Consider the following 12,594-nt stretch of genomic DNA (forward strand, 5'->3'; position numbering starts at 1 on the left):
AAGAAAAACCCCGGAGACCTTGGGTCTCACGGGGTTATCCGGCCCGAAGCCGGTAAGGGAAATGGCCTTGCCCGCTTTGCTCTTCGCACCGCGGGTTTCGGCGAGGCACATGATAGTTGGACGACATTGCTAAAGCAATACGTCAAATATCATGACCTAAGTTATTGAATTAATTGGTACGCAGCGCGTCGATCTTTTTCTGGCGGCGTTCCCCGCGCGGCAGAGTGTAGTCGTTATCGAAGAGCGCGGGTTCCCAGCTGCCGTACGTGGCGTTGGGAAGCACGAACCAGCGCTCGCCGATCCAGGCGGTGTACGGGGCCATGGCCTTGGCGCGGCCCTCGGCCGTGTTGCCGTAGACATTGGCGAAATCGCCGATCTGGTCGCCGAACTGCATCAGCACCCGGTACTTGCCGGCGATCAGCTGGCGGCGGCAGCCCTTCTCGCTGCCGGCCTGCTCGCAGCCTTCGACGAAGGTGCCCAGGCCCAGGAACGATTCCTTGCCCGCGACCGGGAAGCCGGCGGCGCGCAGGTTGGCGAGCGTGGCGTCGTTGAGATCCTTGGCGCGGTTGGAGATGAAGATGACCGCGATGCCGTGGTCGGCCGCGAACTTCGTGAACTCGACGGCACCCGGCATGGGCTTCGCCTTGCCTTCCTGGCACCACGCGGCCCATTCCGCTTCGTTGTATTCACCGCCGGAGCGAATGAGGCGGGCCTGGTAGGGCGAGTTATCCAGCGCGGTTTCGTCGACGTCGAGCACCACGGCCGGCTTCAGCTCCGCAAGGGACGGATGGGCGGCGCGGTCGTCCTTCGCCAGTGCGTCCCAGCGGCGATCCGCCTTCGCCTTGAGAAGTTTCTCCTGCGCATCGCGGTAGGTCTGGATGTAGATGAAGTCGTGCTCGTTCGCGGTCTGCGACCACAGTACGGCGTTGAGGTTGTCGTCCGGCGCGGGGCCGGCCGCCGCCGGCTCGGCGGCGGCGGGAGCGGCCTGTGCCGCGGCGGCGGCGGGCTTCGCGGCCTGCGGTGCCGACGCGCAGCCGGCGAGGACGAGGGCGGCCGCAAGCGCGGCCGGGGCGAACTTCATCATGGATTCCCCTTGGCATATCGGGCGCCTGTGCCCGAGGGCCGGCGATTGTGACGGCAGTTTACGACAGGCTGACGACGCCGTGCCGCCTATGGCGCCCGCCCCCCGTGTGCTGACAGACTGCGGCCTGATCTTCGCAAGGGCCCCTGATGGACGCTCAAAACCGGACCCGCGCCGTGCGCATCGCCAGCTACATCCTCGCCGGCGTGGCCTTGTTGCTCATCATGGTGCTGCGCCTGCTGCCCGCGCTGCTGGCCGGGCTGCTCGTCTACGAGGTGGTCGTCTCGGTCGCGCCCCTGATGGGGCGCCGGCTCTCGGGCGAGCGCGCCCGCATGCTGGCCGTGGCCCTGGTGGGTATCGTCGTGGTGGGCCTGCTCACGCTGCTGATCCTGGGTGCCATCAGCTTCTTCCGCAACGAGATCGGCAACCCCGCCGACCTGTGGCAGAACAAGCTCATGCCCATGGTGGACCGCGCCCGCGGCCAGCTGCCGCCCGCCGTGGTGGGCCTGCTGCCCGATAGCGTCGATGCCTTGCGCGATACCGCGCTGGAGTGGGCGCGCTCGCATGCCGTGGCGCTGCAACTGGCCGGCAAGGAGGCCGCCCGCGTGCTGGTGCACATCGTGCTGGGGCTCATCCTGGGGGCTTTCGTGGCACTGAGCCGCGCGCGGCCCACGCACCAGATCGGCCCCTTCGCCAGCGAACTGGGCCTGCGCTGCGCCCGGCTGGCCGACGCGTTCCACAACATCGTGTTCGCCCAGATCAAGATCTCGCTGGTGAACACGGGCTTCACCGCCATCTTCCTGGTGGTGGTGCTGCCCCTCTTCGGCCAGCACCTGCCCCTGACGAAGACGCTCATCGTCATCACGTTCATCGTCGGCCTGCTGCCGGTCATCGGCAACCTGCTGTCGAACACGGCCATCACCATCGTCGGCCTTTCGGTGGGCCTGTACGTGGGCCTGGGCGCGCTGGCGTTCCTCATCCTCATCCACAAGCTCGAATATTTCCTCAACGCCCGCATCGTCGGCGGCCAGATCCGCGCCCGTGCCTGGGAGCTGCTGGTGGCCATGCTGGTGTTCGAAGCGGCGTTCGGCTTGCCCGGGCTGGTCGCGGCCCCCATCTTCTACGCCTACATCAAGGCTGAACTCGAAGCCGAACGTTTGATCTAGCGTTCATCGCCCGGCTGCTGGAATCCGCCCACCGCCAAGGAGTACCGCATGGTCAGCGTCCCGGGGGATTCCCGAGCCATCCGCCTCGCCACTTATGTCCTCGCCGCGCTGGCGCTGTGGGGCATCCTCATGCTGCACCTCATTTCGGCCCTGCTGGCCGGCCTGCTGGTGTACGAGGTGGTGGAAGCCATGACGCCCCTCATCCGGCGCGCCATCCCGGGCGAGCGGGCCCGCTTCATCGCGGTCGGCGTCGTCACCGTCGTGGTGGTGGGTGCCATCGTGCTGCTGGTGGTGTCGGGGCTCAGCTTCTACCGCCACGACCTGGGCGATCCGCAACAGCTGTGGGACGAGAAACTGCTGCCCTTGCTGGACAAGGCACACGAGCAGCTGCCGGCCTGGATCATGTCGAGCCTGCCCGACAGCTTCGCCGACTTCCGCTCGCAGGGCATGGGCTGGGCCCATGAACACGCCGGCGACCTGCGCCTCGTCGGCACCACGGCCGCGCGTGTGTTCGCCCATATCCTCATCGGCCTGGTGCTGGGTGCCATCGTGGCTGTTTCGCATGGCAGCGGCGGCCGGCCCACGCGCCCCCTTTCGTACGAGCTCTCGGTGCGCGCCACGCGCCTTGCCGAGGCCTTCCACAACATCATCTTCGCCCAGCTGAAAATCTCGGCCATCAACACGGCCCTGGCCGCGGCGTTCCTGCTAGTGGCGCTGCCGATCGTGGGCGTGCACGTGCCGCTGGCGAAGACCCTGGTCATCATCACCTTCGTCGTCGGCCTGCTGCCCGTGGTGGGGAATCTCATCTCGAACACGCTGGTGACCATCGCGGCGCTCTCGGCCGGGCTTTGGGTCGGTGTCGCCGCGCTGGGTTTCCTGGTGGTGGTGCACAAGCTCGAGTACTTCCTCAACGCCCGCATCGTCGGCGGCCAGATCCGCGCCCGCACATGGGAGCTGCTGGTGGCCATGCTGGTGTTCGAGGCCGCGTTCGGCATCGGCGGCCTGGTGGCCGGGCCCATCTACTACGCGTACCTCAAGAGCGAACTCGAAGCGGAAAAGCTCATCTAACCGAAGAGCTGCGCTCCTACATGGTTCTTTAGCCGCCCGCCAGCATCGCCCGGATGCGCGCCATGTGCGATTCGGCGGTTTCCTTTTTCACTTCCGCGTCGGCCTCTGGGTTCTGGCCATCCCAGTGCAGGTCGTCCTGCGGCAGCTCCTCGAGGAAGCGGCTGGGGTCGTTGGTCAGTACCTCGCCGTACTTGCGCGAGCGGGCGGAGAACGAAAGCGTCAGCATCTCCTTCGCGCGGGTGATGCCCACGTACATCAGGCGGCGTTCTTCATCGAGGCGGCCTTCGTCGATGGCGCCCTCGTGCGGCAGCGTGCCGTCCTCGCACCCCACGATGAACACGAAGCGGAACTCCAGGCCCTTCGCCGAGTGCAGCGTCATCATGCGCAGCGCGTTGCCGGGGTCATCGCGGTCGGCGTGGCTGAGCAGCGCCAGCTGCTGCGCGATATCACCCGTGCGGCCTCCGTCGCGGCCCATGGCGCGGAACCAGTCGATAAGCTCGCGCAGGTTGCCCATGCGCCGCTCGCGCAGCACCTCGTCGGTGGTACTGGCCGCCACGTGGGCACCGTAACCAGTCTTTTCGATCACGGTGGCGACCAGGTCGGCGGCGCTTTCATGCACGGCATGGCTGCGCAGTTCATCCATGAGGCGGGCGAAGCTGGCCAGCGCGGACGCGGGCCTGGGCGAGATGTTCTTCAGCGCCGCGTCGCTGCGCGCGGCATCCAGCAGCGACGCGTTGCGCGACTGGGCCATCTCGCCAAGTTTCTCCAGCGACGTGGCGCCGATCTCGCGCTTGGGCACGTTCACGATGCGCAGGAACGCGGCGTCGTCGGTGGGGTTCGTCAGCAGCCGCAGGTAGCTTAGGATGTCCTTCACCTCCGCGCGGTCGAGGAACGACAGCGCGCCGCTGAGGTGGTAGGGCACGCGGGCCAGGCGCAAGGCCTTCTCGAGCGGGCGCGCCTGGAAATTGCCGCGGTACAGGATGCAGAAATCGTCCCAGCGGCAGCCCTTGTCCTTGTAGCGCTCGTGCAGGCTGGTGGCGATGGCCGCGATCTTCTCGGCCTCGTGGTCGTTGTCCTTGCACTCGATGACGCGGATGGGCGGCCCTTCGATGTGGTCGCTCCACAGCTTCTTGTCGTGCACGTGCGGGTTGTTGGCGATGAGCTGGTTGGCCGCACGCAGGATGCGCTTCGCGCAACGGTAGTTCTGCTCCAGCTTGATCACCTTCAGCTGCGGGTAGTCGCGGCCAAGCTGGTCGATGTTCTCGGGGTTGGCGCCGCGCCAGGCGTAGATGCTCTGGTCGTCATCGCCCACGCAGGTGAAGCGCGCCTTGGGGCCGGCGATGGCTTTCAACAGGCGGTACTGCGCGTCGTTCGTATCCTGGTATTCGTCCACCAGCAGGTAGCGCAGGCGCTCCTGCCAGATGGCGCGCGCGTCGGCATCGCCTTCGAGGATGCTGAGCGGCAGGCGGATGAGGTCGTCGAAATCCACCGCGTTGAACGCCGCGAGGCGCTGCTGGTAGAGGTCGTAGATGGTGGCCGCTTCCATTTCGCGCGCCGTGCGCGCGGCGGCCATGGCTTCGTCGGGCGTCAGGCCCGCGTTCTTGGCCTTGCCCACGAGGTTGCGGATACCCTGGATCACTTCCGGCTTCACGCCCTTGGGCGAGAGCTCCTTGATCATGTTGGCGCTGTCGTCGGCGTCCAGCACCGAGAAGCCGCGGCGCAGGCGCGCGCGCTCGTGCTCGATCTGCAGGAACTTCAGGCCCAGCGCGTGGAAGGTGCATACGGTGAGGGCGCGCGCCGACTCATCGGAGATGAGCTTGCCCACGCGCTCGCGCATTTCCTTCGCGGCCTTGTTGGTGAAGGTGATGGCGGCGATCTTCTCGGCGGCCAGGTGGCGCCGGGAAATGAGGTGCGAGATCTTCTCGGTGATGACGCGGGTCTTGCCGGAGCCGGCGCCAGCGAGCACGAGGAGGGGGCCATCGCAGTACTCGACAGCCGCGTGTTGTTGCGGATTCAGCATCGGGGCGGCCGGGCGGGCGGCGAACGAGGGTTGCGATGGTAGCAGGACGGCCGGGCGGCCGCCCGGGCCGGGGCGGGCGGGGCCGGGATTCGCTACCATGCCCGGTCGAGACCAGGAACCCGCATGGCCAAGCTGTATTTCTACTATTCGGCGATGAACGCCGGCAAGACCACGACCCTGCTGCAGAGCGCCCATAACTACCATGAGCGCGGCATGCGGACGCTGATCCTCACCCCGGCGCTGGATAACCGCTACGGGGAGGGCATCGTGGCCTCGCGCATCGGCCTGCAGGCCCGGGCCATGCGCTTCGCCGGTGACGAGGACATCTTCGCCATGGTGGAAAACGATATCCGGGCGCGTGGCCCCCTGCACTGCGTGCTGGTGGACGAGGCCCAGTTCCTGTCGAAGAACCAGGCGTGGCAGCTCTCCGACGTGGTCGACCGCCTCAACATCCCGGTGCTGGCCTACGGCCTGCGCACCGATTTCCGCGGCGAGCTGTTCGAGGGCAGCCGCTACCTGCTGGCCTGGGCGGATAACCTCGAGGAGATCAAGACCATCTGCCACTCGGGGCGCAAGGCCACCATGGTGGTGCGCGTGGATGAACACGGCCGGGCCGTCACCCAGGGCCCGCAGGTTGAGATCGGCGGCAACGACCGCTATGTCTCCGTCAGCCGCGCGGAGTTCAAGACGATCACCGCGGGCGAAGGCCGCATCGAGTTGCAGCAGCCCGTGCTGCCGCTGGGCGAAACCGAACCGAACGAAGGACATTGAAGCGTGACCGATACGACGACGCCCGCCGCCGACTGGCCGCGCCCCTACTGGCAGCCCTCCGACGAAAGCGGCGTGCTGCTGTTCTTCGTGTTCGGCAGCTTCGCCGAGGATGTCGCCATCCCCGCCATGAAGTACGGCAGCCCCGGCCTGCCCGAGGGCGTCGAGATGCAGCGCATGCAGAACGTGGTGCTGTCGAAGTGGGAGGGCTACCCGCTGGCCGGCGCCCTGGGCGAGCTGCTGCGGGAGGACAACCCCGAGGCGTTCAAGCAGGCGAAGCACGCCCCCCACGTCATGGTCATCCGCGGCCGCTTCCCCGACCGCGACGATCTCGGCTACCTGCGCGACACGCTTGGCGTGGTGGCCGGCCTGACCGACGTGGGCGGCTCGGTCGTGGTCGATCCGCAGATCCTCACGCTCTTCGGCGCCCCCGAGTGGCGCGAGCACTACCTCATCAAGGGTGGCGCGCCGACGCGCCACCACGTGCTCATCCTGTGCAGCCCGGAAGAAACCAAGGGCCGTTCGTGGATCCGCACGCGCGGCATGCGCAAGTTCGGCCGCCCTGACGTCAGCATCACCAACGTGCCCGACCGCGAGATCGATCGCGTGGGCGCGCTGGCGGAGCGCTTCGTCGACCTGGGCGCGCTGGGCGCCCATTTCGAGGATGGCCAGGTGGTCGAGGTCGATGGCGTCGCGGGTGGCCTCACCGTGCACCTCGATGGCGACGAGAACGATCCGCGCTTCAACAACTCGCACGCAGCCATTCGCTGGCCGGCCTGATCAGCGCTGGCAGGTGGGGCACCAGAACGACGCTCGCTGGCCGAGCGTCACCACCTTGATGGGCGTGCCGCATACCTTGCAGGGTTCGCCGGCGCGCCCGTAGGCGAACAATTCCTGGAAGAAGTAGCCGGGCGCGCCATCGGGCGCCAGGAAATCGCGCAGCGTGGTGCCCCCGCGGGTGATCGCGTAGGCGAGGATGCGCTTCACCTCGGCGGCCAGCTTCACGTAGCGTTCGTACGAGACCTTGCCCGCCGCGCGGCGCGGGTCGATGCCGGCGGCGAACAGCGCTTCGCTGGCGTAGATATTGCCAACGCCCACGACCACGGCGTTATCCATCAGGAACGTTTTCACCGCCGACTTGCGGCCACGCGACAGTTCGAACAGCCGCTCGCCGTCGAAGGCGTCCGTGAGCGGCTCGGGCCCGATGCCTTCGAGCAGTTCGTGGGTTTCGCCGGGCATCTGCCAGAGCAACGCGCCAAAGCGGCGCGGATCGGTGTAGCGCAGCACCTTGCCCGTATCAAACGCGATGTCGACGTGGTCGTGTTTTGCGACCGGCGTCTCGGCGGGTAGCACGCGCAGCATGCCCGACATGCCAAGGTGGAGCAGGGCGGTGCCCGCGCCCGTGCGCAGCAGCAGGTATTTCGCGCGGCGGTCGACGCTCTCCACCACCTGCCCCGGCAGCAGCGATGTCACCTCGGGCGGGATCGGCCAGCGCAGGTCGGGCCGGCGCAGCACCACGCCCGTGACGCGCCGCCCCTCGATATGGGGCGCGATGCCACGACGGGTGGTTTCGACTTCGGGTAACTCAGGCATGGCTGCAATGTGGGGCTTGCCGGCGACCACTGCAAGCATGCTGGCGGCGCTGTAGGAGCCCGCGAGCGGGCTCCTACAAAAAGCGGGCGGTTACATCGGCTTTGTATCCAGCGCCTTGGTGCGTGGCGCGCGTGGCATCGCCTGGGCGGGGATGAAGGCGATGCGGTCGCCCACGCGGGCGTAGCGCTGGCGGCCCAGGGCGGCCATGTCGCCGTATTCGATGCGGGTGCCGTCGAGCGTCAGCACGGCCAGCGGTGGGGCCAGGCCGATCCTGGCCATGTCGAACCCTGCCGCCGCCTTCCATTCGGCCACGGGCGTCCCGGCCAGCTGCGCAAGTTCCGTGGGGCGGCCCTGGTCATCGCCGCTCCAGCCTTCTCCGTGCCGCTCGAAATGCTGCGGCGGCAGGCCCTTCATCGTGATATCGATGCGGCGCACGGCAGCTGGGTCGAGCGCCGTCAGCGTGTGTGCGCGCACCTCGTCGTTATCCGTGTGCACCTGCCACGCCACGGCGCCGATGAGCGCTGCCAGCACGGCGACCCCCAGTAACCGCTTCACCATCTCAGCGCCTCCGGCGACGCCATGCGATGAAGCCGCCGGCCGCGACCAGCAGCACGGGCAATGCGATGAGGAAGCCAAACGTGAGGGCGTTGAGGCCGTCCTGCGATACCGTGACCACCCGGTCGGGCGCGCCCCGCGGCGGCAGGTTCACCAGCACGTCGTCGCCGAGCAGCCAGTTGACGATGCGCTCGCCCAGGGCACGGTTGCCGCCGTTGCCCACGTAGGTGTTCGACAGGAAGTCGCCATCGCCGATGACCACCGCGCGCTGCTCGCTCTTGTCCGGGCTGGGCGAAAGGCGGTTGAGCGCGAAGCCGAAATCCAGCGGCCCCTTCAGTTCACCGGCCTCGGGGTGGAACGCGACGGTGGAGGGCTTGTCGTTGTCGATGCCACCGAATGCCGTCCAGCTACGCTCGCTGCTGCGCAGGAAGGGCACCACCGCCCAGTCGTGGTCGGATACCTGTGCCAGCGCTGCCGCCTGCGGGTACAGCGTGGTGTCGCGGAAGCCGCGAGTGATGGCATGGAATGGGTAATCCGCCTCGACGATGATGCGTGGGTCCTGCACGTTGAGCGTGCTGCCTTGCCCATCGACCAGCACGCCCGGCAGGATGCGCACGCCCAGCACGTCGGCCAGCGCGCCGGTGCCGAGGTTATCGTTCGATGGTTCGGTGAGCCACAGCAGGTTGCCGCCGCCGTGGACGTAATCCACGAGGGCGCCCACGGCCTGCGGCGAAAGCGACGCGCTGGGGCTGGCAAGCACGACAAGGTCGGTGTGTTCGGGCACGCCCTGTGTCTGCGCGAAGTTAAGCGGCACGGCGCGGATGCCGCGGCGTTCCACCTGGCGCATGAAGATGCCCAGGTCCGCGTTGGCGACACCATCGCCCTGGCGTTCGCCGTCGCCGGTGACGAACGCGATGAGCCGTTCGCCGCCGCGCGCGAGGCGCTCCAGCGCGTTCGACAGGTTGCGCTCGTTGATCGGGCTTTCGACGCGCTCTTCGCGCCCCTTGTAGCGGATGAGGAGCGCGCCGTCGCCGCTGATGCCAAGCTGGCGCGATGCGGCGGGGTCCTTGTCGGGGTCGATGAACGCCAGCGTGAGGTCGTGCTTTTCGCGCGCGTAGCGCTCGATCACCGCGGCCGTCTGCTCACGCAGCGGGCCCGTGGGCGAGAGGTAACCCACGACCTCGACGGGGCCCGGCAGCTTCGACAGCACGGCCACGCTTTCGGGGGCGAGGCTGGCGCGCGCACCGCGGGTCCAGTCGGCCGTCCAGACATGGCGCGAGCTGAGGAAGCCGATGCAGCCGGCGGCGATGAAGAGCCCGAGGGTGACGAGCCAGCGATCAAGGCGGCGCATCACTGGCGCTCCCGGTCGGCGCCGAGGCGGCGGATGGCGAGGGTGAGCGCAAGCGCGATGGCCACGGCGAACCACGCGATATCAACCGACGTGACCAGGCCGCGCAGCAGGTTCTGCAGGTGGTTCGCCATCGCCAGCCAGTCGAGGAAGCCCCCGCTTACGCCGGCGGCCTGCGCGCCACGGTCGATGGTCCACAACGCCAGCGTGATGATGAGTGCCATGGCGGCGGCAATGGCGGGGAACGCGGTGGCCGCGGAACATGCAAGGCCGATCGCGGCGAGTGTCGCGAGCACCAGCCCCGTGCCGAGCGTGGCCGAGGCGAGCTTGCCCCAGTCCGCCGAGCCGCTGGCACCCACGATGAGCGGCATCGCGAGCGTCGCGATTAGCCACAGCCCGAGCCATGCCAGCACGGCGACGTACTTGCCGATGACGATGCGCCAAGGGGGCAGGCCGGCCGAGGCGAGGAGGGCGAGCGTACCGGTGCGGCGTTCGCCGGCGATGAGCGACATCGTCAGCAACGGCACGACCAGGAACGAGAGCTTCACCAGTTCGGCAAGCAACGGTATGGCGACCAGATCGGTGAAACCGGGCGCATCGGCGACGGCGGCGAGCTTCACCTGGGCGCCGAGGAACTGGCCCAGGCCCAGCACGAACGTCCACGCGAGCCATGCGATGGTGAGGGCGGCAAGCGCCCAGGCGAGCGGGCGCACGGCCAGCCGGCGCAGTTCCAGGCGGGTGACGGCGGCGAAGCTCATGCGGCGGCTCCCGTCGCGATGCCGAAGAACGTGGCCTCGAGCGCCTTGCCACCGCCACTGCCGCCCAGCGGCGCATCGTGGCGTAGCCGGCCGTCGTGGAGGATGGCCACCCGGTCGCACACGGCGACCACTTCGGCCAGCACGTGCGTCGAGAGGATGACGGCACTGCCGGCGGCGGCACGCTCGCGGATCACCTTGCGCAGCTCGCCCACCTGCACCGGGTCGAGCGCATTGGCGGGCTCGTCGAGGATAAGCAGGGCGGGCTCGTGCACCAGCGCGCAGGCCAGGCCAAGCCGCTGGCGCTGGCCCTGCGACAGCACGCCAGCGAGGCGGCGGCGCAGTTCGCCCAGTTGCAGCCGGTCGATGATGCGCCGGGCCGCCGCCCGGGCATCGCCGCGCGAGGCGCCGCGCAGCGTGGCGAAGGCTTGCAGGTGTTCTTCCACCGAGAGCTCGGGCCACAGCGGGGCGTTCTCGGGCAGCCACCCGATGAGCTGGCGCGCGATGCGGGGATCGGCGACGAAGTCGCGGCCGTCGAGCTGGATGCTGCCCGTGTCGGGCTTCAGCGCGCCCGAAAGCATCTGCAGGGTGGTCGACTTGCCCGCGCCATTGACGCCGAGCAGGCCCAGGACTTCACCCCGGTTCAGGAAGAAACTGACGTCGCTGACCGCCGTGCGCCCGGCCCGGCGCCGGGAGATGCCGGCGACATTCAGCAAAGCGGTAGCGATCATGCGGCTAAATCGCCCAATGGCGCGCAAAGCGCAGGAACCTGCGGGCAACGTGCGCGCGGGTTTTCACATGGCTGAACAAGGCGGGCGGCGGTCATGGGGCGATTGTGCGGAAAGGGGCACATTTCGCCAACCGTGGGCTTCACATTTTGCCGCGCTCCGTGCTGGTGGGTACGGGGGCGTCCCTATAGACTGCACACCTGTACATTCCCTTCACTACCCAAGCGGTAACCGACCGATGCTCGACACGGTGCTCGACTTCCTGGCCAACGGCCTCACCCGCGCGTCGTGGGGCGAGATCGTGGTCTACATGCTCGTGGTCACCCAGCTCACCATCTTCACGGTGACGCTGTACTACCACCGTAGCGCCACCCATCGCGGCGTCGATTTCCATTGGACGCTCAATGGCTTCTTCCGCTTCTGGGGCTGGCTCACGACGGGCATGGTGGTGAAGGAGTGGGTGGCCATCCATCGCAAGCACCACGCCAAGGTCGAGACCGAGGAAGACCCGCACAGCCCGCAGGTCTTTGGCATCAAGAAGGTGTTCCTCGACGGCGTCTCGCTGTACCGCGAAGCCAGCTACAACAAGGCCGACATGGAGAAGTACGGCCGCGGCACGCCCGACGACTGGTTCGAGCGCCACCTGTTCGGCAAGCACCCGTACTGGGGCCCGGTCCTCATGGCCCTCATCAATGTCTCGCTGTTCGGCGTCATCGGCATGGCACTGTGGGCCGTGCAGATGCTGTGGATCCCGTTCTGGGCCGCCGGCTTCGTCAACGGCATCGGCCACTGGTGGGGCTACCGCAACTTCGAAAGCAGCGACACGGCCACCAACATCTCGCCGTGGGGCTTCTGGATCGGTGGTGAGGAACTGCACAACAACCACCACGCGTTTCCCAGCTCGGCCAAGTTCGCGCTGCGCAAGTGGGAGTTCGACATCGGCTGGGCGGCCATCTGCACCCTGCGTGCCGTGGGCCTCGCCAAGGTGCTCCGCGTGGCCCCCACGCTGAACCTGCGCCCGAACGTGCACCTGCCCGATGCCGAGACGCTGAAGGGCGTGCTTGCGCTGCGTTTCCAGGCCACCACCGACTATTACCGCAACGTCATCCTACCGACGATGCGCGAAGAGGCCGGTTCGGCCGGCGAGCGCATGAAGGCTATCCCGCGGCGCCTGCGCCGCGCCCTGGCCGACGGCGGCCGCTGGCTCGACAACGATGCCCGCGAGCGCATGCAGGCCGCCCTGGCCAACCGCCCGGCCCTGCAGACCGTGTGCGATTTCCGCGCCCGCCTGGTGGCCCTGATGGAAGAGCGTGGCGCCGACAAGGCCCTCAGCTCGCTCCAGCAGTGGATCCACGAAGCCGAGGAAAGCGGCATCCGCTCGCTGCAGCAGTTCGCGCAGCGGCTGAAGGGGTACTCGGCGGTGGGTGCGTAAAGCCACCCCGCTGAGCTGCAACGAAAAAAGGCCCGCCAATGGCGGGCCTTTTTTTGGGTTCATCGCGGATTACCGGGGAA

At 68.0% G+C, this 12,594-nt stretch carries 12 protein-coding genes; 5 read left to right on the forward strand and 7 right to left on the reverse strand.

What is annotated here, in order from left to right; all coding sequences use genetic code 11:
• Positions 1–169: 169 nt before the first annotated feature.
• The gene (locus tag VI08_RS08710) at positions 170–1,084 is read right to left on the reverse strand and encodes a 5'-nucleotidase, lipoprotein e(P4) family (protein ID WP_045829168.1); all 915 of its coding nucleotides are present in this window, start codon (positions 1,082–1,084) and stop codon (positions 170–172) included.
• 146 nt (positions 1,085–1,230) lie between these two features.
• Here VI08_RS08710 and VI08_RS08715 point away from each other — a divergent pair, with 146 nt between their 5' ends.
• Both VI08_RS08715 and VI08_RS08720 read left to right on the forward strand, forming a co-directional pair.
• Entirely contained in the window at positions 1,231–2,247 is a 1,017-nt protein-coding gene (locus VI08_RS08715) for an AI-2E family transporter (protein ID WP_045829169.1), read from the forward strand.
• A gap of 48 nt (positions 2,248–2,295) precedes the next feature.
• Positions 2,296–3,315, forward strand: coding sequence for an AI-2E family transporter (locus tag VI08_RS08720; protein ID WP_045829170.1), 1,020 nt, complete (start codon positions 2,296–2,298; stop codon positions 3,313–3,315).
• 28 nt (positions 3,316–3,343) lie between these two features.
• Here the strand turns inward: VI08_RS08720 and VI08_RS08725 are convergent, their stop codons facing one another.
• Positions 3,344–5,335: a UvrD-helicase domain-containing protein gene (locus VI08_RS08725; protein WP_045829171.1), complete on the reverse strand. Its 1,992-nt coding sequence runs from the start codon at positions 5,333–5,335 to the stop codon at positions 3,344–3,346.
• 123 nt (positions 5,336–5,458) lie between these two features.
• Between VI08_RS08725 and VI08_RS08730 the strand changes: the two genes are divergently transcribed.
• Positions 5,459–6,106 carry a thymidine kinase gene (locus VI08_RS08730; protein WP_045829172.1) on the forward strand — a complete coding sequence of 216 codons (648 nt, stop codon included), beginning with the start codon at positions 5,459–5,461 and terminating at the stop codon, positions 6,104–6,106.
• 3 nt (positions 6,107–6,109) lie between these two features.
• Positions 6,110–6,883, forward strand: coding sequence for a hypothetical protein (locus VI08_RS08735; protein ID WP_045829173.1), 774 nt, complete (start codon positions 6,110–6,112; stop codon positions 6,881–6,883).
• Here the strand turns inward: VI08_RS08735 and mutM are convergent, their stop codons facing one another.
• The 5 genes from mutM to VI08_RS08760 form a co-directional block, all read right to left on the reverse strand.
• Positions 6,884–7,696, reverse strand: coding sequence for a bifunctional DNA-formamidopyrimidine glycosylase/DNA-(apurinic or apyrimidinic site) lyase (mutM, locus tag VI08_RS08740; RefSeq protein WP_045829202.1), 813 nt, complete (start codon positions 7,694–7,696; stop codon positions 6,884–6,886).
• Between the two features lie 90 nt (positions 7,697–7,786).
• Positions 7,787–8,254, reverse strand: a complete 468-nt coding sequence (locus tag VI08_RS08745) for a hypothetical protein (protein WP_045829174.1) — start codon at positions 8,252–8,254, stop codon at positions 7,787–7,789.
• 1 nt (position 8,255) lies between these two features.
• Complete coding sequence (locus VI08_RS08750) at positions 8,256–9,602, reverse strand: GldG family protein (protein WP_045829175.1); 1,347 nt, start codon at positions 9,600–9,602, stop codon at positions 8,256–8,258.
• On the reverse strand, positions 9,602–10,357 hold the full coding sequence (locus VI08_RS08755; RefSeq protein ID WP_045829176.1) for an ABC transporter permease: 756 nt from the start codon (positions 10,355–10,357) through the stop codon (positions 9,602–9,604). The genes VI08_RS08750 and VI08_RS08755 overlap by 1 nt, the downstream gene beginning before the upstream one ends.
• Entirely contained in the window at positions 10,354–11,085 is a 732-nt protein-coding gene (locus tag VI08_RS08760) for an ABC transporter ATP-binding protein (protein WP_045829177.1), read from the reverse strand. The genes VI08_RS08755 and VI08_RS08760 overlap by 4 nt, the downstream gene beginning before the upstream one ends.
• A gap of 235 nt (positions 11,086–11,320) precedes the next feature.
• On the opposite strand from VI08_RS08760, the gene VI08_RS08765 reads away from it, so the two are divergent.
• Positions 11,321–12,514 carry a DesA family fatty acid desaturase gene (locus tag VI08_RS08765; protein WP_045829178.1) on the forward strand — a complete coding sequence of 398 codons (1,194 nt, stop codon included), beginning with the start codon at positions 11,321–11,323 and terminating at the stop codon, positions 12,512–12,514.
• The last annotated feature ends 80 nt before the right edge of the window (positions 12,515–12,594 follow it).

The sequence above is a fragment of the Luteibacter yeojuensis genome, from assembly GCF_000964085.1.
GTDB lineage: Bacteria > Pseudomonadota > Gammaproteobacteria > Xanthomonadales > Rhodanobacteraceae > Luteibacter > Luteibacter yeojuensis_A.